The organism is Peptoclostridium sp. AF21-18, from assembly GCF_003478825.1.
In the GTDB taxonomy this organism is placed as follows: domain Bacteria; phylum Bacillota; class Clostridia; order Peptostreptococcales; family Peptostreptococcaceae; genus Peptacetobacter.
The window spans coordinates 16,408-40,040 of record NZ_QUGE01000011.1 but is presented as its reverse complement, the minus strand read 5'-3'; the positions used below and the strand labels follow the sequence as shown (position 1 = coordinate 40,040).

At 30.9% G+C, this 23,633-nt stretch carries 12 protein-coding genes; 2 read left to right on the top strand and 10 right to left on the bottom strand.

All coding sequences use genetic code 11. The features are described from left to right. Positions 1 to 31 precede the first annotated feature (31 nt). From DWX74_RS06355 to DWX74_RS06340, 4 genes are all read right to left on the bottom strand, one after another. Positions 32 to 724, bottom strand: a complete 693-nt coding sequence (locus DWX74_RS06355; protein ID WP_118549223.1) for a metallophosphoesterase — start codon at positions 722 to 724, stop codon at positions 32 to 34. A 5-nt stretch (positions 725 to 729) separates the two neighbouring features. Continuing rightward, the gene (locus tag DWX74_RS06350; RefSeq protein WP_118549222.1) at positions 730 to 1,533 is read right to left on the bottom strand and encodes a GTP pyrophosphokinase; all 804 of its coding nucleotides are present in this window, start codon (positions 1,531 to 1,533) and stop codon (positions 730 to 732) included. Between the two features lie 87 nt (positions 1,534 to 1,620). After that, positions 1,621 to 2,565 (bottom strand): MBL fold metallo-hydrolase, encoded by a 945-nt coding sequence (locus DWX74_RS06345; RefSeq protein ID WP_118549221.1) that lies wholly within the window; start codon positions 2,563 to 2,565, stop codon positions 1,621 to 1,623. A gap of 47 nt (positions 2,566 to 2,612) precedes the next feature. After that, complete coding sequence (locus DWX74_RS06340) at positions 2,613 to 3,356, bottom strand: YkgJ family cysteine cluster protein (RefSeq protein WP_118549220.1); 744 nt, start codon at positions 3,354 to 3,356, stop codon at positions 2,613 to 2,615. Positions 3,357 to 3,535: 179 nt separating this feature from the next. Here DWX74_RS06340 and DWX74_RS06335 point away from each other — a divergent pair, with 179 nt between their 5' ends. Both DWX74_RS06335 and DWX74_RS06330 read left to right on the top strand, forming a co-directional pair. Next, complete coding sequence (locus DWX74_RS06335; protein WP_040410605.1) at positions 3,536 to 3,784, top strand: hypothetical protein; 249 nt, start codon at positions 3,536 to 3,538, stop codon at positions 3,782 to 3,784. A gap of 8 nt (positions 3,785 to 3,792) precedes the next feature. Beyond that, positions 3,793 to 4,137 (top strand): hypothetical protein, encoded by a 345-nt coding sequence (locus DWX74_RS06330; RefSeq protein WP_118549219.1) that lies wholly within the window; start codon positions 3,793 to 3,795, stop codon positions 4,135 to 4,137. Between the two features lie 58 nt (positions 4,138 to 4,195). Here DWX74_RS06330 and DWX74_RS06325 read toward each other — a convergent pair whose 3' ends face one another. The 6 genes from DWX74_RS06325 to DWX74_RS06300 form a co-directional block, all read right to left on the bottom strand. Further along, complete coding sequence (locus tag DWX74_RS06325) at positions 4,196 to 4,978, bottom strand: hypothetical protein (protein WP_118549218.1); 783 nt, start codon at positions 4,976 to 4,978, stop codon at positions 4,196 to 4,198. Beyond that, entirely contained in the window at positions 4,965 to 5,840 is an 876-nt protein-coding gene (locus DWX74_RS06320) for a class C sortase (protein WP_118549217.1), read from the bottom strand. Before DWX74_RS06320 ends, DWX74_RS06325 begins: the two co-directional genes overlap by 14 nt. Positions 5,841 to 5,961: 121 nt before the next feature. Then, complete coding sequence (locus DWX74_RS06315) at positions 5,962 to 7,491, bottom strand: SpaH/EbpB family LPXTG-anchored major pilin (RefSeq protein ID WP_118549216.1); 1,530 nt, start codon at positions 7,489 to 7,491, stop codon at positions 5,962 to 5,964. A gap of 67 nt (positions 7,492 to 7,558) precedes the next feature. Then, positions 7,559 to 16,450, bottom strand: a complete 8,892-nt coding sequence (locus tag DWX74_RS06310) for a hypothetical protein (protein ID WP_118549215.1) — start codon at positions 16,448 to 16,450, stop codon at positions 7,559 to 7,561. A gap of 72 nt (positions 16,451 to 16,522) precedes the next feature. Next, positions 16,523 to 19,480, bottom strand: a complete 2,958-nt coding sequence (locus DWX74_RS06305) for a cell wall-binding repeat-containing protein (protein ID WP_118549214.1) — start codon at positions 19,478 to 19,480, stop codon at positions 16,523 to 16,525. Between the two features lie 548 nt (positions 19,481 to 20,028). After that, the gene (locus DWX74_RS06300) at positions 20,029 to 23,394 is read right to left on the bottom strand and encodes a cell wall-binding repeat-containing protein (protein ID WP_118549213.1); all 3,366 of its coding nucleotides are present in this window, start codon (positions 23,392 to 23,394) and stop codon (positions 20,029 to 20,031) included. Positions 23,395 to 23,633 lie beyond the last annotated feature (239 nt).

The following is a 23,633-nucleotide window of genomic DNA, read 5'->3' as shown; positions in this document are numbered from 1 at the left end:
TAAATCTAATTCACTCTTTCCATCTATTTACTTAATCCATTACTTTTACTGGCATAAAATCAATATAATCAGCAGATACTAGATTGTATTCTATACCATTTCTAATACCTTTAAGCCCTGTCTTAAAAGACTCTTCTCCATGAAGATGTCCGTAATAGACTCTCTCCACTCCATATTTCTCGTATAAATCTGTAAAAACAGAATTATCCAAAGAGTCGTTAGTCGGCGGATAATGTGTAATTACTATTATTTTTTCATATCCAGCCTTTTTAGCCTCTTTAAGCGAAATTTCTATTCTTATCGCTTCTCTATCGTAAATTTTCTTATCATCTTCAGTAAATTTAAACTCATTTGGACAAATCCAACCTCTTCCGCCACAGATTGCATAGTCTTTATATGTAAAAAATCCAGTCTGAATAAACTTCATATCGTCGTACATTTTATTCAACTTGGTAGCTGTAGTCCACCAATAATCATGATTCCCCTTAATAAAGAACTTCTGTCCTGGAAGATTATGTATCATATCAAAGTCAGACTGTGCATCTTTCATCTTAGTCCCCCACGATACATCGCCCAACACCAAAACAACATCATCTTCTTTAACTGTAGATTCCCAATTATTTTTTATCTTTTCATCGTGGTTTTGCCACTTCTCTCCAAAAATATCCATTGGTTTATCTACAGAGGAAGATAAATGTAAATCTCCTATTGCATATAAACTCATATTATTTATTCCTTCATTTTATGATTTTTTATTTCTTCTATTTTGCGACCTATTTCGTCTTTAAGCTGTAGTATTTCTTTTACGTCTTCCATAGAATTCTGTATCATATCGAGATTTCTCTGATACTGTATTGCATTGTTTGTGTATCCTAGTTCTCTAACTTCTTGAATTCTATCAAGTACGTCCTTAACCGCTAATTCTCTCATCCGATACATAGACTGAGCATTCATTATATCCTCTCTTATCTCTCCCATTTCTTGGTCTAATAAGAAGGCTGCATCTGCTGCTCTTCTAAGTCTTACCGCCAATGTATCTGGTATATAATGTTCGTATTTATATTTTAGAGAATGTTCTATAGTAGCCCAGAAGTTCATTGCAAGTGTTCTTATCTGTATCTCACATGTTACCTCTTTTGATCCGTCTACAGTGTTTATAGGATAGCTTATAATAACATGGTAGCTTCTATAACCACTTTCTTTGTAGTTTTTTATGTAGTCCTTTTCATTTATAATTGTCATATCAGTTCTGTTTTTTATAAGTTCTACTATTGTATAGATATCCTCAACAAACTGACACATTATTCTTATACCAGCTATATCTTCTATTTCAGCTTCTATATCTTTAGCATTTAATTTTTTAGCTTTTGCAACTATAGACGCTATTTTTTTAGTTCTACCTGTTACAAATTCTATTGGAGAATAGTCTCCTCTTTCTAAAAATTCTTTTCTTATATTTTTGAATTTTACCTTTAGTTCTTCTACTGCATTGTTGTAGGGAGCTAGTATGGCTTTCCAATCTTCATACTGCATAATTATCCCTCCTCTTTTATTCTTTTTTAACTTTTGAAATTTTCCATTGTCTATTTTAACATATTTTAGGATAATTTTTTCTAAAATCTAATTTTCTTTTAAAAAATATAATAATTCTCCATCCTCTATTTTGTAATCTATTTCGCCGTTGTCTAATAAGTATGCAACTAGAGATACAAGTGCTGATTTGAAGAAGTGATATTCCTTGTAATTACACTTTAAGTCGTTATCTACTATTATATGTTTTAAAAGTTTGTCATATCCCAACTCTTCTTTAGATAGAATTTCTTTTACTTGATTTATATACTTTATAACAGCCGCTCTATTTTTTTCTATAAGAGCTTTAGACTCTTCTCTCGTTATAATTTCTCTAGAGTGTCCTAATACTATCTTGTCGTATTCCATTTTTTCAAGTTTATCTAATGATTTTAACTGTTTTGTAACGTCAAATGTAAATAGAAAGTCAAATTTATCTAGCATTTCCTCTCCAACAAGTAAATCCCCTATGAAAAATACTCCATCTGGTGTTAAAAATCCCATACTTCCCTCAGTATGACCTTTTAAGTCAACTACTCTTATCTCGTTTTCACTAAGAGTTCTTTCATCATCCTCTATACACTCACCTGTATTTAGGTCAAATATTCCCTCTGTTATTACCTTATCTACAGTAGTTATATCTCTTTCCTTCATCTTAGATGCGTTAATCATTATCTCACAGCTATTTCCACCTACTATATATGTAGGGAAAAGTATTGGATTTTCTATGTAAAGACTTCCATAAGCTGATGATACGTTGATTACAGATGGTTTTTGCTCTTTAATTTGCCCACATCCACCATAATGGTCATCATGCTCATGTGTGTTTAATATATATTTCAATTCAAAACCTGCATCCTCTATCTTTTTTAGTATCCTTTTAGGTCTAGCACCAGCAAGACCTGGATCTATTATTACAGCATTATTTCCGTATGTATACACACCAGTATTCGTTCCACCTTTTATAAAGTATGTGTTTTTTGCTATATTTTTCATTTCTACCACTCTTCTTTGTTATCTTAATTTTAGTATCTAAACTAATACTATTTTTTCCCTACAGCTACTATCTTTTTAATTCTTTTTAAGACCTTTTCTCCTTTATCAAAGTCCTGAGAAATTTTTATCTTCATATTATATGACGTATCTGTAAAGAATAATGAGTCTATAAAGTACTCCACTATTCCTCTATCTCTAAAGTCTATGTCTATCATTCCTTTTGAATATATCTGAGAATCCAATATCATTATCTGGTCTAGGTATGAAAGTCTTTCCTCTTTAGATAGTCTTTCTCCACTATCTGGGATGAATTTCTCACAGTACTCTATCCTATACTCGACTACATCTTCATTTATTTCAAATCCGTATCTAGCTTTCATAAGATCTCTGTAATCTCTATTCTTTTCTTTTATAGAGTCTAGGTTTAAATTGTAGTCGCTTTTGTACCAGTGACCAAATATTCTACAGTTTAATGGTCTAACCTCATATATTGCACATCTTTTGTTTTCATCAAGAAAAGGACATGGTTTCTTTTCTTTATATTCCATGAAATAGTAGTCCAAAACCTTGTCGATGTATTTGTTATATATTTCAGGCCTTTCTTTTAGATATTTGTATATATTTAAAAACTCAGTTAAGTTTATTCCAACGGATTCCATGCAGCATTTTGCACAACCTTCACATTTTCCTGAAGGTACTGTATCGTATATTTTATTTAATTTTTCAAGTATGCCGTTTTTTTCGGCATAAGCTATAGATTTTTCTATTTCATCTCTTTTTATACTAGCCATCTCAATACCCCTTTGTAATGTTTGATTCTTTTATTTTAACATATATTAGCCTAATTTACATATATTCCATCAATTATGCATATTTCAATTTATATTGCTTGATTAGGAGCTTTTTCGTATAATTATATTATTAATGATAAAAATTTTTATAAATTTAGAAATACTGATAGGAGGACATTATGAACAGATATACAAAATATATAAATATGATGGGAAGTTATTATACTAAAGACTTCGAAAAGGAAAAGAAAAATATCGTTAAAGTAAGAGAAGTTAAGGAAGAAACTGTTAGAAAATTCTTCTTACAGGGAGATTGTGAAGTTTTAGTAGTGTTTGAAGATACTGGAAAAGAAATACTAATAGATGACTTCTCTCCAGAAGAAGAAATTAAAAAATACCTAGGACCTAAATTCCTTAAAAAGAGATAGGTGATTCGATGATTTATAATATCGGAAATTTAAAGCTTGATTCTGATTTTGAGTTTAGAGTTATTAGAGAGTCTGAAGAGGATATTGATATTTTTGTGGATATAAACTACAGAAGTGTAGATATAGATGCCTCTGACAGCAGAATGTTTAGCTCTCGTATCCAGTTTCCATTTGTTAGGGCGATTATCTTGAGAATAGATAAGGAAGGATATGATATGACAGTGCATATGCTTAGAGATATAGATTTACTGTCTGCATTTGCTAATTTTGAGATAGATTTTTCTCATTCTACAATCTCGATAAAAAATGAATATGAAAAAGTATCTTTTAACAGAATATTTGATCCACTATAAAAAAAATTCCCTAGCCAATGATATATTTATTTTATTGACTAGGGTTATTATTTTTTATTTATTTTTTATTTAAGTTTTTCCTTTTGTTTATAGTAATAAACATTATAAAGGCAACAAGAAATAATATTACTGTATTTAAAATACCTTCATCACCAGTTCTTACCTTTTTTTCTTTACCACCATCTTCATTGTTTGGTGTATTTTCATTTTTATCTGGTGGATTTTCCTCATCTTTGTCAGGTGGATTCTCCTCTTTATCCGGTGGATTTTCCTCATCATTATCAGGTGGGTTCTCAGTCTTATCCGGAGTATGATCCTCATCTATACCATATTTAGGCTCTACAACTATAGTATTTCCGTCTTCAAAGTGAGATGGAGATTTTACTAAAAAAGGATTTGAGCTGTATATCATATTTCCAATTTTTACACTACCTTCTTGAGCTATTACATATACACCATCACCTAATCCAGAAAAGACAGCTTTCCCATTTGAATCAGTTATTTCTAATCTTCCTTTTATATTGTTATCTTTAGCATATTTATGTAATATGTTAGCAGCTTCCATTTCATCTTTTGCAACACTGCTGTTTATGTCTACCCAAACCTTTTTAAAATCATCTGTTAAAACATATTTATCTCCATTGTATTCTCCAACTTTATATAAATAAAATTCAGCACCCGATATTGCTATTTTATTATTATTTTCATTATAAGAATGACTATTGATTACAACAGTTTTACTACCTGATGCGTAAGAAATTCTTTCAAATATAGGCGATGAAATTACCAATATTGAAACAATAAACATAACTATTCTTTTTATAAATTTATTTTTTCCCATTTTCATCCACCTTTCTCTTTTGTCTTTTTTTATAAATATACATAAATATTATTATAGCTAGTATTCCTAAAGCTAATATAGCTAATTCAAATAATATATTCATTTTACCTTTTAATTTATCTTTTTGATAATCTTCTTCAGAATAAGGTATTCTTTCTCCTCTTATAAGTAATCTATGTGAATTGACACCATATGGAGTACAAGTAACCAATGTGCAATAATCCATATCCTTAACTATACCTAGTGCTGATGTTTCTGTTGGAAGTACTGTTATAATTTGATCTACTTGATATGCTATTTTATTTCCAAGTATTTTTAAATAGAATCTATCTCCTTCTTCAATCTGGTCTAATTCTGTAAATAGCTTTTTATTTGGCAAACCTCTATGACCAGTTAGTACCGAGTGGGTGCTATTTCCACCTACTGGAAGTGATGTCCCATATAGATGGCCTATACCAGCCTGAAGGACAACCTCCTTAGTTCCATGATAGATAGGGGCTTCCATATTTATTTTTGGAATGTCTATAGTTCCCATCATACCACTACCATTTACATCAAGCTGCTTTTCATAAATTTCATCAGTTTCTTTTGGTGTAGAGAATGGATCTGTTATCTCTTCATCTGTTATTAATCCATAGTTGTATATTATAGCATTATTGAATTTCTTTTTCATTTCTACTTCGTTAGTATCTATAGATTTATTGTAAGTATCTATAACTTTTGAGCTTCTTTTTACATATAGGTAGTTACTTATCGACGGATACGCTATTATAAGTATCCCAGCTATAAGTATTATCATTGTTATTATGTCTGCAATAAGTTGTTTTTTATTTTTCTTTTTTTTAGGTTTTTGCTTTTTCATTTTTTCTCCTTTAATTTCAATATTTAGAACAGTTAATCTGGTAGGTTAATTCCTCTAAGTATTGAAATTATAACCACAAGGGGATTTTATTCCCCTTGTGATTTTTTATTTGTTTTGTTTTTTAGTTTTCCTGTTTTCTTCTCATAAATCTTATCATTGCTACTGCTACTAATAGAGCACCTACTGCAGTTAGTAGTAATGTTCCTGTACCACCTGTTTCTGGTAAGTGTGCACCTGATGTATTGACGATTGTAACTATGTTATCTGATACATTTATACCGTCTTTCCGATCAGTAGATATTGTATATGTGCCATCATTATTATTTGTTACAGTTATTTTTATATCTTTTTCAAGTTTGTTATATCCATCTGGAGCTTTTGTTTCTCTTAACCAATATGTTCCAGCTTTTAAACCGTTTATAACAAGGTTGTATCCGCCTTCTTTACCAAACTGAATACCAGTTATTTTTGTAGTTATCATTTTTGTATTTCCTGGTTCCTCAGATTGATTTGAATTTATTTTATATACACCGTTATTTCCAGTAACTTTTATAGCTGCACCTTCTATTGCATCACCATTACTATTAGAATGATATATTTCGAATTCTGCTCCGGCAAGAGGACTTTTCCCATCTGTTTTATTTATATGAACTGGGAATGTTGGAGTTTTTGCTTGCTCTGGTTTATTAACTACTGTACTATCAGTATTTTTCCCATATTCAAGTGTTGCACTATTGCTTGTTTCTATTACAGCATTTGTATTTACTTTAGCTTTATATCTTATTGTTAATGTTTTTCCTATATCACCTTGATGGTCTTTTATATACTGAGCTAAGTCTATAGCCATAGTTCTTCCTGTAACAGATGCTGTTATTCCAGTTGTATCCTGATTATCTAATTTTGTTTCTATTACAAGACTCTGTGTATTTTTAGGAGTATCTTCACTATCAAAATCAACGAAATCTAGCCCCTCAGAAAGTATATCGGTAATTTTATATACCATTGTTTCTGATAGTTTTTTAGGTATTTTTGTAGTTATTGTATATGTTACTATTTCACCGATTTCTACATCATTTTTATCAGCTGATTTTGTTATACCTGGGGCTTCAGCTTTTAATTTCACATTATTTGTTCCTTGTACAACAGTAAAAAGATTAGCTTGAACTTCTCTTGCATTATCTAATACTATTAAATAATAACCTACTGGTAAATCGTTTATTGTTACTGAATTAATTATCTTATTCTTTTGAGCAACTATTTCACCTGTACTATCTGGATTACCAGTATAATTAGTTTCAAAATCATTTGCAAATTTCTGCACATTAGGAGTATTATCCTGACCTAAAGCAGATATCTTACCTATAATTTCATTATCCTGCATTGTTCCATTTCCTAGAACATCTTTTATAGTCTGTTTATACTTTTCATTTAAAGAATATGAATACTTCTTTGCACTCGTATCGTAAGATTCAAGATTAAGTAACTTATACAGTTTAACTGTATGCTTATTATTTTCTGCTAGTTTGTTATCATTAGCTAGTGTAACTGTTAGGCTTCCAGTCCCTCCTACTTCAGCAAAACTTGCAGTAGCCATAGATAATACCATTACCATAGAAATCATCATGGCTAGAAATTTTTTGAGTTTTTTCATAAATAATCACCTCTAATAATTTTATTTTTTATTTTTACCCTCTCCCTTTTAGAGAGAGGGATTTTTACTAAGATTGTTTTGATTTATATTTTCTTCTATATGTTTCAATGGCAATCACTATCAATCCAATACCTATTATGTAAAGCATTGCATAACCTAATCCACCAGTTTCTGGAAGGATGTACTTCCATTTTTGAGAATTTGTCACGACAATATGGTATACATCATCCTTATCATTTTCTACTGTTACCTTATCATCTATATTTACTTTATAATCCGGAATTTCTTCCTCTTTAATCTTGTAAGTGTAGTATATTTTTTTCTTTGTTCCTGGGTCTACAAAGTACGCTGGAAGGTTCTTTATGTATAGCTTCCATGTATTTTCGTCTTGCATCTGCTCTTTAGTAAGAGTTACTTGATATTTAGCATTTTCATCCCAAACTTCTTGTTGATTGTCATCTTTGTAAGTTCCCCAAATCCAAAATGTTATTTGATCAGGTCTTTGTTCTGGTTTCCAATCTTTCCAAATTTTTTCAAGATTTATAACTACTGTTTCAGAGCAGGGGTCTTGCATATCCCCAGGTTCCATCTCTTGGTCTGGAGGTAATGGGTATGTAGGTTCATCGCCCATAAGTACTGCTTTAGAACCTTGATCTCTATACACCATAAGTGCATTTTCTATAGTTGGTTTGCTGTCATCAACAGCCTTAGCATCTTTAAGTTCATCAAGTTTCTTTACCTCATCAAAGTGTTTAATATCGTAAACATTGTTCCAACTTCCATCAATCCTAGAACCTAAATGTATAGTTCCACCAGCTTTATTTTCTATTTCACTATATATAGCATCTAGTTTTCTATATATACTATATAAGTTTCCTTCTGCTTCTATATTTTTAAGGTTGTTAAAATGATAGTTACTTTTTAATGATGATGAACCTGTAAATATTCCTGTTGCACCATCTGGAGAAACAGTTTCCACTTCGCTCTCAGCTGGACCTTTTATAGCATCTGCATATACCATTTTATTTTTTCTTAAAAGACCTTCATTGTTGAATCCGACAAATCCACCAACATATCCTTTATCTGTTATAGCTGCTTCTGTATTTCCTGAGCCACTACCAAATACATCATATCCTTTTGCTATACCAGTTACTGTTGAATCAGATATTCTTGTTCTATTAGCTTTGATAAGATTTATAGATAACTCATCAATATCATCTTTATCAGTATTTACATTACCATATTTGTCGCAACTAAGAGCTATCTTACTATCTCCTATCTCAACTATTACAACATCAAATTCTTTATCAGCTTGTTTGTTTACAGATATTCTTACAATAATTCCAAGCAGATTTACTTCTACAACATCTGTTCCTGATACTAGAGATACTTTTACTAAACCTAAGTCTACTTTTATACCACCTTTTATAAGCTCTGCAAGAGTATTATTATATATAGCCTTTACAACAATTCCAATAACTTGTAATAATGCTTTTACTATTGGCGAATCTGCAGCTACACTAGCTAAATATGCAAATGATGTTTCACCAGCAAATCCACCAGCTGTTTCTCCACTTGCCACCTGCATAAGGTTTGTACTTGAACATCTATCTATTTTTGCCAATTCAGCAAATCCTACAAATCCTCCTGCTATTTCGCTCTTGTCAGTTCCAAGTGTTCTATTTTCACTCTTAACTGAGTAACCTTTTTGTCCTTCTGAATCGTTTTCGTCCTTTAGTATACCTACAACACTTGAGTCCTCTATATGAGATCCAAATACATCCAGCACACCTGCTGTTGCACCTAAGAACTTATCTAATACATTTGCATTTTCTAAGCTTACAGCTCCACTCTTTCCACTGTGTCCCACAAATCCTCCAGTATAGTTTATACCTCTTACATTTCTAAGTTTTTCAACCTTACTATTTTTAACACTTCCATCTAAAAGTGTTCCACCAAATCCACCAGCATTTCCTGTGTAGATTGGTCTATTTACATATCCAAGTTCTTTTCCTTCTTTTGAATATACTTCTATTCCTGCTCTTTCTGCACCAACTACTTTTGAGTGATATATATATGTTCTAAATGTATCTAATGCATCTACTGAGCCAAGATTCACAAGATTTTGTAGTATGCTTGTTCCTTCATCGGCTGAAACCTCAGCTATACCAGAAACATCTGCCTTTCCAAAGAATCCACCTGCATGTTCTCCAGCTGTTACTGTTCTTATATTTTCTATGGTTACACCATTTTCTGGTTTATCTTTATCCCCTATAACAGCACCGTTTATTTCTCCAGCAAATCCTCCTGCAGTTTCAGCATATTTTATATCTCCTGGTGCTTTAGTTAATGGATTAGCTTGTGATTCTAAATAAGCACCATTTATCACTATTCCCCAATCATCCCAAGCTCTTACATCTACAGCTCTAACTGTCGAAACAGTAGCGTTCATAAGTCTTATTAAATCTTTTGGGGCTTTTACTAAACCATTTAATAAACCTCCTAAAAGACCGCCATCTGTTGCTGTATCTAAAGATGTTGCACTTCCGTTTTCTATCTTACCAGCAAATCCTCCTACATCTTGTGTTCCTTCTACTCTTCTTAGGTTATGAACATAACATTTTTTGTAGTTTGGATCTTTTACTGCATCGTATCCTTTTGCTTCATTATTTTCAACTTCTTTTTTATTTAATGCTTCTATGTTTGTTATCTCTTCTTTCTTTTTATCTGATTCAACAGAAACATTTTCTTTGCTCACATCTTCATTTATTTTTGAATTTTCTTTATTTACATTATCGATTTTAGGGTCATCAGTTTTAGATTCTTCTGTTTCTATAGGAGCAATGTCTTCTATATCTTTATTTCCTACTCCTTCATTTCCCCAAATCTGACCACCTATTACACGACCTGCAAATCCCCCTGAGTATCCTTTTTTAGCTACTTTTTCATTATTTGTAAAGTTGGATATTATATTTTTTATACTTGTATTTTTTGATGTATTGATATCACAAAATACTTTTAAACCTGATTGGTATCCTGTAACACCTGAGTTTTTTATAACAGGAACAAATGTCTGAACAGCAGATAATGTGTCACCTAGTATTGTTTGGTCTAATAGTTTAAGACCTCCTATCTCTGCTACACCACCTGTTATCATTTCTCCAACAAATCCACCTGATGCTCTATATGCATTTACTTCTTTAGCATCCCAAGCATGTGCATCTGTTATAACACCACTCTTCATGTATCCCACATATCCACCAGCTGTTCCGTATTCTCCTGGGCTAGTTGCCTCAGTATTTCTTCCAGCTTTTACATTGTAGCCATAAGCATATTCTTTTATTAACTTGTTTAATTCCGCTTCTGTTTTTACTTCTTCTGTAGGAAGAGTAGTTCCAAATACACCATTACTTCCTACATACTTAACCCATTTATTCCAAGTTTCTAAGTCTACTTTTCTAAGTGGTCCGTATACAGCTGTATTTGTTTCTGTAGGATATACTGCATTTAGTACATTTAAAAGATTACTTACTTTAACTAGACCTGCTAATATTTTTATATTTCCTGTATCAGCAACATTAGCAGATTCTGTAACTCCTGAGAATCCACCTGAACTCTCTCCTCCGTATACAGATCTTATTCTTATTGTGGCTGCTTCTTTCTTTTCACCTTTTATTCTTGCACCTTCATTATGACCTATATATCCACCCGCATATCCTCTTTTGTACATAGTATCAGTTAAACCTTCTGCTCTAACAATTCCTCCACAAGGTACTGCTGTAGTTTCTGAATCTATTACTTGAGGTATGAATGTATTTAATACACTTGCAACATTTTCACTTATATTAGCAACTTTATCTATTATACTTGCACTTTCTATAACAGCAGCTGTATTACCTGGTTCTGCTCTTCCTGTATGCCCACCAGCTGTTTCTCTACCTATTATGTACTCAAAGTTGTATGAGTTGCAGTTGTTTAAATTACTTCCTGATATAAATCCTGCATAACCTCCTGAATGACCAACAATCTCATCTGGTTTATTTTCTTTAAGTCCGTCAGCTATTACAGAGTATCCTCCAGGAGCGCCGTATACGTTAGAGTTTTCTATATTAGTCGATACAACATCTAGTGCATTTAATACATTTTCAATTCCTAGAGTATCTCCTAATAGAGATATCCCTCCTCCTGCAGATGCTGCAGAATCTATATCTGCTCTACCTACATAACCACCTGCATATCTACCTGCTCTTACTGCATAACCCGAAAGATTTCTGCTAAAGTATGAATCAGCTTCTTCAGATTCATATTCATGCGCTGGAGGTGTTACTGCTGTATGTTTTAGAAGTGTTACATCTGAGTCTTTTATCTGTGCACCACTTGCTCTACCTACATACCCTCCTGCATATCCATCTGATGAGTTTGATTCTACTACAAATCCACTTTCTACAGATTTGACACCTGCAGAATTAATTTTGGGTATATAAACATCTAATATAGAGAGTAAATTGTCTACATTTATTTTTAGTATTCCATTTAGAAGACTTAAACCATCTGATTTTCCAATTCCACCTGCAATTACATTTCCTGCAAATCCTCCTGCGTATTTATATCCGCTAACTTTTTCCAAGTTAAATACAGCATATTGTCTTTCTGGTTCAGTTGCTTTAGATTCTTCTACTTTTGCTTCTTTTGTTGTTTGTTCAGTTTTTACTGTTTCTTTATTTTCCTCTTCGTTAGAGTTTTTATTTTGTTCTAAGTTAGAATCCGCATTTTCTTGCTGTTCTGCTGGTTCTGGCTCTGGTTGAGTTTCAACTTTAGAATTGTCAATTTGAGCACTTTCTATTTCCCCAGCAAATCCTCCTGCATAGTCAGCTATTACTTGTGGTTGTATTTTTTTAAGCCGTTCATTTGCTATTTTATTTTCGTTTAACTTTTCAAGTGTATTAATAGCTCTTTCTTTTGGAAGATTCTTTTCTTCCTCTGTTTTATTCGCTTCTAATTTATTTTCTTCTTTTTTTCCATTATCTACTTTATTTGATTCATCTTTATTAATATTTTGTTTACTATCATCTTGCTTATTATCATTTGATGTATTTTCCACCTTATCAACATTTATTTTTTCATCATTTGATGTATCAGAAGATTCACCATTTGCTACTTGCTCTTTTGGTTTATCCGTTTCTTCTTTAGGTTTTTCTTCTTTATAGAAAGTTACTGTAGATTTTTCTATTTTAGGTATTAGATAAGGTATTAATCCTAAAACAGACTTTAATTCAAGTACTTTAGGTAACTGTAACTTGCTGTCCACTTCTTCTTTTACAAGTCCTACTAGTCCTTCTGTGTTTACTCTTCCTACAAATCCACCACCAAATGAATCTGCTCCATCTTCATTTTTATTTGTAACACTCTCTCCTTCTGATATTGGAAGTGTTACAGATTTTAAGTTTTTAACATGAGAATCTTTTACTTTTATAGCTGCTGCTTCTGCAATAAATCCACCTGCTAAAACAGATTCTTTATGAGTTATATCTCCCTGATATCCTGTAGATTCCACTGTGTATCCTAAGCTATTTCCATTTACATTAGATGAATCTATATTTAAATCAATTCCTTGCGCTAATGATAAAACATTACTTATTTTTATAATCCCTAATCCTAAAAGATTAATTCCTTGAACATCTGCTAATCCACCTGCTCCAGCTCTTCCTATAAATCCAGCTGCATAGTTTTTAGCATTTACTGATGATATGTCGTTTATATTTACGTTGCTTATATCTCCACCAACAGCAAGCCCCATTCCTCCAGCTGCATATGCGTCTTCTGAGTTTATCTTCATACCTGCAGTTGTCGTAGTATTTGCTTTTTCTACTGTTGTTTGGTCTGTTGAATCTTCTATTGTTCCATTTAATGTTTCTTTTGTTTGTTCTTGATTATTATCAGTAACTGGTGTATTAGGTTCACTAGTATTAATGGTTGAAGTGTTTTTATTTACTTCTACATTGTTTATTTCAAATTTTATGTAGCTTCCAACACCTAATGTATTATTTAATAATCCTATTGCATCAGCAGTTGATACACTACCTGCTACACCACCTGAGTAGTTTTTAGCTGTTACTGATAATATATTTTCAACATTTGTTTTTCCTTGTGCTTGTGGTGTTGTTCCTGATTCTTCTTTTGATTTTGGATTTATTTTTACTCCATCGCCTTGACCTATATATCCACCTGAGTAGTTTTCTGCTGCTGATATTTCTATGTTGCTTCCGTTTACATTACTATTAATTAATATTGTTGGCTCTATACCTACAAGGCTCAGTAGTCCAGCATCTAAATTGTTTTCATTATTACCCGTAGCTCCATTTAATATTTCTAATACTGAGCTTAATAGTGTAGATTTTCTAGCTGTGTCATCTCCCAAAGTAACACCAAATCCAGTTGTCGCTCTACCTGTAAATCCACCTGCATAAGATCCTTCTGTTTTTACAGATGATAAACCTGTGATATTACAATTTTTACTTTTACTATTGGACATAGCTCCATTAAAACCACCTGCATAATCTCCATCTGGTTGTTGTTTTTTTTCTTCTGAGTTATTACTTGAATATTCCGTTGCAGGATTTTTATTTATTTTTAGTGCGTTTATTGAGAGTCCATTCCCTGTAACAACACATCCATTTTGTATAGATTTTACATCAATTGCATTTATATCAATTCCAAGATCCTTTAATAATCCTTTTAAAATAGCATCTCTTGATATTCCTGCAAATCCTCCTACAAAATTAGATCCTGTAACAGATTGTAATTCATTTACATTTGAATCAGATATATTAGTACCTATCTGTATACCTACAAAACCTCCATTATAGCTTGTTTTTTCAGAACCAATGTTATTTAATGTTACATTACAATTTTCTATTGTAGGTTTATAATATCCAACAGGTATTAGATGTCCTAATGCTATATCTTTTTCTAATAATAATTTTATTAAATCTCCAAGACCTACACCTGGTAATATATTTAAAAGCTTAGATAGAACTTTTACTGTTCCGCCCAATATTTCTGATAATCCATCATATTTTTCTGTTCCTTCTGTATATCCAACAAATCCACCTGATATATCTTTTACATTTTTTACTGTTGCATTTACTGTTTCACAATTTTTTATATTAACATCCCCTACTACACGACCAGCAAAGCTTCCTGTTGCGAACATATCTGCTCTTTGTGAGTTAAGTGTAAGAAGTTCTACAAGCATATCTCCAAGTTTAAGATTTGTATTTGGCAATACTGTTCCTAATATTCCATCTATAGCGCCTAGAATTCCTCCTAGTAATCCCCCAACAGTTCCTAAAAGTAGTTTTATTAAATTCATATCAACTGGTTTTACTTTTGTTGATTGATTTTCTACTGAAATATTTTCTATACTTAAATTTTCTACTACTGTAGTACCAGTACTATGTCCAAATGTGCTTTCTTCTTCACTTATTCTATTAGATATCGAACCAAAGAAACCAATACCCGCACCATTTGATGTATCTAACTCTCCTTGTTGTAATACATTTACATTACTAATAGTTATTGCTTCTTCTTTGTCTGGAATTAAACTTTTCCATCCTTTTACATTTCCTGAGATACTTATCGGATTCCAGTTGTCATCCTTACCATTAGAATTTTTACCTGATGAACTTAAATCTACATCTCTAAATATTATGTAATCTGCATCAGATGAGTAACGATATTTCTTATATTCACTTTTTAACTTATCTTCACTAATCTTCGTCGCATCTGGTAATCCTTGAGAGTTTACACCGCAAAGTTCCTTATGTGTACCAGGTAATATAAGGTCTAATATTCCTCCTATAAGACCACCTAGTCCAGTAAGTAATCCTTCTACTAGTCCTTTCTCTTCATCCCATTTTATATCAGCTAAATCTTTTTTTTGAACTCCTTCTCTTTTGTAAAAAATGTATCCATCTGAGCCATCTACTTCTATCTTGGCTTCTTCATTTTGATCTATACCGTGTGTTGGGTATGATGTTAAATCTAAGTCCGCATCTCCGGGATAGTATGGAATATATTTTTCTTCGTCTTTACCAATTTTATCTCTATGTACATATAAATACAGTCTAGGAGTAACAAATTTATTACTACCTATAGCTCTGAGCTGTGACTCATTTCCTATTAAAATATAATCTTTTCCATTATAGTTATACGTAACCTGACCTGGATAAGTTCTTCCATCTGGCTTTTCATCAGAAAGAGGATAAGAAGAACCTTCTGCTATGCTATTAGCAATCAAATCTGGCATTTCTTCTGTAAAATCTTCAGAAATAATATAATCATTTGACTCATCGTAGGTCATATTTTCTGATGAATCTTCTCCATAAACTGGTTTCCCCATACCAAATTCTTCTGCATCTCCATCATTTGACATTACAGGAGAATCTTCTTTACCAATCTCATTCAACTGATAATTATTGTATATCTTTATCGCATTTTCATTTTTATCATAAACATCTTTTTCATTATCGCTACTTTTTCTATTGTTATTCTCAACAAATTCGCCTTCAAAATCTTCTGGTAGATTCCATTTCTCTCCCTTTGGAATCTTTATATCTTTCATCAGCATATACTTAGAATCTTTTGAGTATACTTGTTCCACTCCATCATTATTCTTTACTACATTGTCTGTACCGATGTTTTCCAACTGCTTGAAATTATATATTTTTATTACTTCTTCTACTTTGCTTTCCTCTATAACAGGCGCTACTTTTCCATTTTTTTTAATTTGTTCTGATTTCTCTGTTACAATGTTGCTTATATTTTCTATGTATTCCGAAATTTCAAACGATAGAATATCTACACAAGAAGATTGTATAAATATCGCTACAATCAATAGAAATGATACGTATTTTAATGTTTTTTCCTTTATTTTTAACTTTTCTAATAATTTTCTCATATTCATACCTCCTCTCTTTGTAGATACATTTTTATAATTAGACTAAATTTGTATATTCAGCTATGATTCTATTTATCTATTTTTTATTGCTTCTTTTATAAATTCAATTACATTATCACTAACAGCTTTTGATCCACCTATTATAGTGGCTTTTTCTATTTTTGAATTAGCAGTATATTTTTTAACTGATTTTGGAAGAATATCTTTTTTAACTAATAATACTGGTGCTTTTTTTCTTCCAGCATAGTTCCCAGCTATTAATGCATCTGGGAATTTTTCTCCTGTTGCATATACTCCTAATTTTGAGTTTGGATAAGATTCTTTAGCTATAACTGTTGATGTTTCGTATCTATCTTTACCACCAAATCTTGATACTAATTTAGCACCATCATATACGTTAGAATCTTTTTTATTATTTGCTTCTATAGCAAAACCATTTTTAATCTGTTTTTCAACATTATTTGATATTGCTTCGTCAAGTCCTGCTATTTTTATAGTTTCTATATCCCATTCAGCCAATGCCTGTTTTGTGTAACTTGGGATAGAATCTTTTTTAGTTAAAAGTATTGGTGCATTGTCTTTTACAGCCATAGGTGTCATTGATAGTGCATCTGGATAGTTTTCACCAGAAGCAAGTTCTGCTACATTTTTATTTCCATTTTCTCTAATCTTTATCGCTATTTTTCTAGCTGTGTCATATCTATTTACACCATCAAATCTGAATACGTCATAACCCTTATTTATTAATTCATCCACTACTTTTTTAGATACTGCATCATATCCACCACTTATGTAGATTTTTTTAGCTCCAAGTCTTTCTATTTCTTTAAGAGTTTTTTCTGGTAGTTTATCTTTATATGTAAATAATGCAGCTGCCTTTATCTGTATAGCAAATGGATTTGCAGTAAGCACGTCTGTATATCTTTCACAGTTTGCAAGTACTACAGCATCTGTTCCATTAGGGAATAAATCTTCACTTGCATCTATAGATGTATCTACTCTATCTCCACCTTCTATTCTATCTGGGTCTTCTAGTTCTGGTTTTGGAGTTACAGTACCACCACCAGTACTATTTTTCATAAATTTCCATGTTCCTATAAATTCTACATCAGTAGTTACGTTACTTTGATTTGCTGGTTTCCACCCATCAAATCTCCATTTTCCACCATCTACTTTTATATCTTCATATTTAGTTGTTGGTGCAGATATTGAACTACCTTTTTTTACTTTAGTTGCTTTTGGTAATTCAGGTAATTTATCATTTGGAAGATCCTTTCCGTTTGTTCCACTTATAAAACTATATGTTACATTAAATTCTGGAATTCGTTTATTTGTTACAAGCGCTGCAAATCCAAAGCTTTTATTACCTGTAATTTCAAATTCACCATTTTCTCCAATATCATTATACGAATTGTTATTATTTCCTAACGGCTGATATTTGTTGTTATCTTTATCAAATTCATAGTCTTGAGCTGTTGATGTCTGAACTACTTTATATTTACCATTATTTAGATAGTCAAATTTTAATTTTCCTTTATCATCAGTTGTACCTTCAAACTTTTTAATCCATTGTCTATTTTCTTCTTTTTGAAGTTCAAATTTAGCTCCAGAAATTGGCTTTTTCTTATCGGCTTCATCTACTAAAAGTAATGCTAGACTATTTTTTCTAACACTTCCAAAACCATCTCCATTATTTATAGTAAATTTTTCGGAATTATTACCACTTATTTCTTCATTCCCATTTACTGTTGATATTCTATCTGCATGGTTTATTACATTATCATTTTGACCTTCTATTTCTGGGTAATATGATTTAAATTCAATATAGTAACTAACTACATTACCAGCAGAAGCACCATTTTTTTCAAAAATATTAGGATAAGTATTTAAATAATTATCTACAAAACTATCCCATTTAAAATCAGAATATTTTATTCCATTATTTTGTCTTGAATCAGAATTACCTATATTCCCAAAGTTACATAAGAATGTTTCTGTTTTATTCTCCTTATCTTTATATATGCCATATTTTAAAGGATTTTGTTTTATTCGTTCAAAAAATTGTTGATATGTTTCATTATCATTTTGATTTATTTTTTCTATTTTTATTTTATCTTTAGGATTCTTATTATACTCATTGATAATATATCTTTGAGTACCGTATCTTTGAGCATAATACACTCCATTTTTTACTTCATAACCATTAAATGTTTTATCCCCTTTTGCTCTAGTTACAACTGGAACAGCTGCATAAATTTGAATCGAATTTTCATCTATATATCCATTTTCTGGTATTTCATCCTTGACTATAAAGTTTTCATGATATATTAAATCTCTAAATTTATCTTTTGATATAGAAGCATATAAATCCATAGAACCTATTGGATTTACTTCTATACTAGTTTCACTACTCAAATTATCCTTATTGCTCCATGCATTTTTCCATAATACATTAATATCGACAGGGCTAGGATTATCTCCTGTTCCAGATCCATCTTTGTTTTTATGTATAGTAATATCTTTTGTTTCATTGCCTATTGTTATTGTCTTATTTATAGATTCTCCACTTGTAACAAGATTATCTTTTGTTACAAACTTATCTACTGAAAGTACAGTTCCGCTTATTTCTGTTGCATCTATATTCTTAGACAGTTTTAGATTAATTTTTATTTTATTGTCTGTATTATCTGTGTATATTTCTGCTTTCAGTATTTCTTCTTTATTATTATCTTCCACAGGTACTATTAAAGTTTCATTGTTTTCTATAGTGAAAAATTCAGCTAGATTAGTATCTAATACATACTTCTCATCTTTTTTAAAAGTTTGACCTATATCTTTTTTTATTTCGAATTTAAATGTAAATCCTGTATTATTCGTTTCATAAATTTTCCCATGTTCATTAATGTTTTTTATATTAATAGTAATATTTGTATTATTTTTTACAACATTATCAAGTGCTAGTATTGTTTCTGCAGTATTTAAAAATAACATTGTAAAAATTGTAATTATAGCAAAAAATTTCTTCAACATTATCAATCTCCCTCCTTTTATTTATACATTATAATTATTTTAATTTAAAATAATTACCTAAAAATTTTTAAATTTATATAATTGTCTTTAAAAAATAATTATATAAATTTCATTATTACCAGGTAATATTGCTATATGCATATAATTATACAAAAAAAAAAAAACTTTACAACTTTTTTAGTTTTTATAATCAAATATTAACTTTTTATTTTTTATGTATCTTTATACAATTTTTATTTTCTTAAATATATTTATAAAAATAAAAAACAATATTATCAAATTTTATAAATTCATATAATATTGTTTTTTATTTTCTTATAAATTTTTAATCGCAACAAAAAATGACCCGATTCAAACCATCGGGCCATTTTTTGTTTTTAGCTTTGTTTTGTTTTTAGTCTTTACATTCTTAATACATTTCGTACTATACTATTTTACCATTAGTCGATAGTATATTTCAATAATTTTCTTTTGATTATTATATAAAGCTCTATAGAAATTCTATAGAGCTTTAATATTTTTGTATAATCTCTTATTAAAATAAAATATTATCTAAATATATTTGAAGTAACTGCTGCTTCTCCACCTATAACATAGTAATTTTTATATTTATTGTTTTCCATATATTTTCTAGTGTTATCGTGAAGTCTGTTTGGTATTGTAAGTACAACTGGAGTGTTTTTCTGTGATGCATAGTAGCTTACAGATAGTGAGTCAGCAAATGCTTCTCCACTAGCCATGAATATTCCATCTGTACTTGCAAAGAATTTTTCTGCTATTTTTGCAGATGTTTCATATCTATTAGCTCCAGATATTCTGTCTACTTTTTTGAATAGTTTTTCTACATCTTTTCCAACAGCTTTATCTCCACCTACTATTATAGCTTCTTTTATATTGTTTTTAGCTAAGAAGTCTTTAACTTCTTTTGAAACATTATTTCCATTTGCTAAAAGTACTGGTATTCCTTCTTTTGAGGCATATGGTGCTATTGATACAGCATCTGGGTAGTTTCTTCCGTCAGCTATGATAACTTTTCCTTTGTTTCCAAGTGTAGATATAGTTTTGTTTGCAACTTTTACAGCAGTATCAAATCTATCTTTTCCTGCAAGTTCTGATACAGTTGCTGAGTGAGATTTAGCAAATTCTTTTACTTTATTTTTGTTAGACGCTGATATAGATCCTCCACCAACTAATACTATTTCTTTAGCGTTTAATCTATCTACTTCAGCTAATACTTTGTCTATTGTTTTATCATTTACTAATAGTATTGGACCATTTCCTTCTGAAGTTAAAGAAGCTGCACTTAATGCATCTGGGAATTTTTCTCCAGATACTAAGTATGCTTTTTCTGATTTAGAGAATGCTTTTTTACTTACTTCTAGAGAAGTTTCGTATCTAGTTTCACCCTCTATTCTTTCAGCAACATTAACTTTCATACCTGGTCTTTTTAAGTATCCAGTGTGTTTAGCTGAATAAGCATCCATTAGATTCATTACTTTGTCCATTTCGTGTTTCTGAGCTGGATCATCACACCAAACAGCCTGCATACTTGCTATTGTAGGAACACCTAAGCTATCCCCAGCAACTTTATTGAAGTCAAATTTTTCTATGTTTGCCATTGCATCTTCGTATTTGTATGGAAGTTTGTTTGCTTCATTTTTGTAGCTTCCTAATACCCAGTACCATCCATCATTTAAGTTTACTATCTGATGACCTTTGTCGTATAGGTATGCTGCTGGAGCTGTATAGAATTCCCACCATCCAGCTGTCCAATAAGATATGATTATATCTTTGTCGAATTCTCCATATTCATCTTTTTTGTTGTAGTATATACCGTCGTTGAAGCACATTGGTTTCATTCCGGCATCTTTTATTACTTTTGATAAGTCGTTTACATAAGTTACAAATTTAGGATACATTCCTTCACCCTGAAGTCTACTCCATCCATTGTAGTATCCTTCTTCAGATGAGTCTATGTCATTTGCATATTCATCACAACCGAAGTTGAATATTTTACTTCCTTTTTTAGCAAAGTATGTTGCATATTTTTTTACTAATTCTTTGTTGAATTCTATTGCTTCTTTATTGTTTAAGTCTATTGTTCTTGTTGATTTTTTACCATTATGGCTATACTGTGGATTTTTTATTCCTAAAGCTTCCATAGCATTTAATATACCGTCCATATGACCTGGAGAGTTTATTACTGGTATTACTCCCATACCTAATCTTTTTGCTACTGTTAATATTTCATCCATTTCTGCTTCTGTTAGGTAATCTCCATTAGGGTCTTTGTAGTATATGTCGTTTCCTTTAGTTATTGCTTTTTTAACGTCTTCACTTTTGTATGTTTTACCATTTACTTTTATGTCCATATTATCTAGTGCAAAACGAAGTCCATCATTTCCTAATACTAACTGAACATCTGTGTATCCATTTCTATGTGCTTTCTCTATTATCTCTATTAACTGATCTTTTGAGAAATATTTTCTACCTGCATCTATTGAGAATATAGCAGATTTGTTCTTTTTACTTGTAGCTACTTTTAAGTTTGCAGTAGCTTTTGTTATTTCGTTTGCCATAGCATCTACTTTTGCCTGGTCAGCTAATTTTTCACCATATGTTACAGATGCTATTGCTCTGTTTAGGTTGTAAGCTGTTTCTTCTGTGTATTTAGTTAAGTCTTTTGGTGCTTTTTTTATTGCATCTTCAACTTTAGCATAGTTAGCTTTTGGATATATGTAATCTTTGTTCTGATTAGCAAATAATTCCATTAAACCTTTTACTATTTCTGGTTTGTATTCTTTCTGTGGTTCATCACACCAAGTACAAGCCATACTTCCAACTATAGGAAGTGGTTTTTCATTGTCTGCTGTTCCAACTACTCTGTTAAATTTGAATTTTTTCATACTGTCAGTAGCCATTGCAGAACCGTACCACCAACCTTCTCCATTACGTCCAACAACATAGTACCAGTTGTCATTTGTGTTTAATATTTTGAATCCTTTTTCTATTAGATATTTAGCTGGAGCTGGAGAGTATCTGTCAAATCCTGGAGTCCAGTATGCAACAGTTATATCTGTATCTACTACACCATTTTTTTCGTCTTTGTTGTAGTATATACCGTCATTGAAACATATTGGTTTCATGTTGTTTTCTTTTACCATTGCAGATATTTCATTGATGTATTTTATGAAATCATCGTATAATTTTTCTTCCTGAAGTACTAGGAATCCTGATTTTTTGCTTGGTCCATGATATGTTGCATCATTTGCATATTCATCAGCACCAAAGTTAAAGTATTCTACTTTTCCGTTGAAGTATTTTGCATATTTTTCAACTAATTCTTTTGTAAATTCAACTGCTTTTGAATTGTTTAAGTCTAGAGTAGTTTTAGAAACTGTTCCCTGATAGTTGAATTTTGGATTTTCTATTCCTAGAGCTTCCATTGTATTTAATATTGCATCCATGTGTCCTGGGCTGCTTATAACTGGAATTATTTTAACGTTTTTTGATTTAGCATGTGCTAATATAGCTTCCATGTCTTTCTGTGTTAAAACTGTTCCATTTGGATCGTCGTAGTATTTTTTTGTTCCGCTTTTTATAGCTTCTTTGACATCATCACTCGCATACGTTTTCCCGTTTGCCATAATTGTCATATCATCTAGTAATAATCTTAAACCATCATTACCAAATAATAACTGAACGTGTGTGTATCCTGTTTTGTTTGCAGTATCAATTATTTCTTTAATCTGATTTACTGAGAAAAACTTTCTACCTGCATCTATTGAGTATACACTCATTTTTGTTTTGTTGGCTTCGTTAGCTGAAACCTTAGTCATACCTAATGACGCTGGCGTAACCATTGTCATACAAGCAACTAACATTGTCGCAATTGCTTTCTTAAACCTTCCCATAAAATCCTCCTATAAACCTTCTTTCTTTAATAATTGTGTTTTTCTTATTAAACAAAACAGAAAACCCTTTCTAATTGATTTATTCAATAAGGTATATACCAATTATCTATTTTTTATTTTATAAATATTTTTTATTTTTGTAAATACTTTTTTTATTATTTTTCTAACTTTTTTGTATATAATAAATGGTATTTTATTTTCATAAAATTTTCCCATATATCTATAATAGTATATTTATA